We start from the raw sequence: 612 nt of genomic DNA, 5'->3' as shown, positions 1-612 counted from the left end.
GTTAAACCCGTGTACGACAGCATCAAGATGTTTGAAGACATGATGCCAGATTACATTGAGGTATTAGACTCAAACATGACCGCAAAAGATCAAGATGGCATTGTTTCTGAAGCGCATAAAATCAAAGGTGCGGCAGGATCTATTGGTCTTAAACGTATCCAAAGCGTTGCTCAAAAAGCGCAATCCCCGGATATGCCGGCATGGTGGGAAAATATTTCTGACTGGGTCGAAGAGATAAAGAACGAATACCAAAACGATATTCAGGTACTCAAAAGTTGGTTAGATCAAAGGAAATAACATGAAGAAACTTGCACCCGTAGCCTTACTTATTGCATCGCTCGTAGGTTGTAGTTCTGTTCCTCAAGTGAACTGGCAACAAGGCAGCCAAATTACGATGAATCAGGTGAATGTTGAACTAAAGAGCAATCTTTGGGTGAACTTAATGCCTGCGATTGAGGAAGAACCTGTGCAAGACGTTCAAGAGTTGAGTATTCAAGGTGCTCTGTATCTGGAAGGCGACAAACAGCTGCCTGCGAATTTGACTGCTGAGGCTCTGATTATAAAGCAGGGTACTACCGAGTGGATGATTGATGGTGGGGACTTGGAAACTCG

At 43.6% G+C, this 612-nt stretch carries 2 protein-coding genes; both read left to right on the top strand.

Annotated elements, in window-relative coordinates; genetic code table 11:
- The coding region (locus R7Q09_RS26760) for an Hpt domain-containing protein (RefSeq protein WP_318144025.1) at positions 1–297 on the top strand (297 nt) is incomplete at its 5' end.
- 1 nt (position 298) lies between these two features.
- Positions 299–612: hypothetical protein (locus R7Q09_RS26755; RefSeq protein WP_318144024.1), on the top strand; the 314-nt coding region annotated here is incomplete at its 3' end.

It is taken from the genome of Vibrio sp. 2130-1, assembly GCF_033339515.1.
Note: the sequence above shows the minus strand (reverse complement) of the source record. Positions and strands in the feature narration are given on the sequence as shown.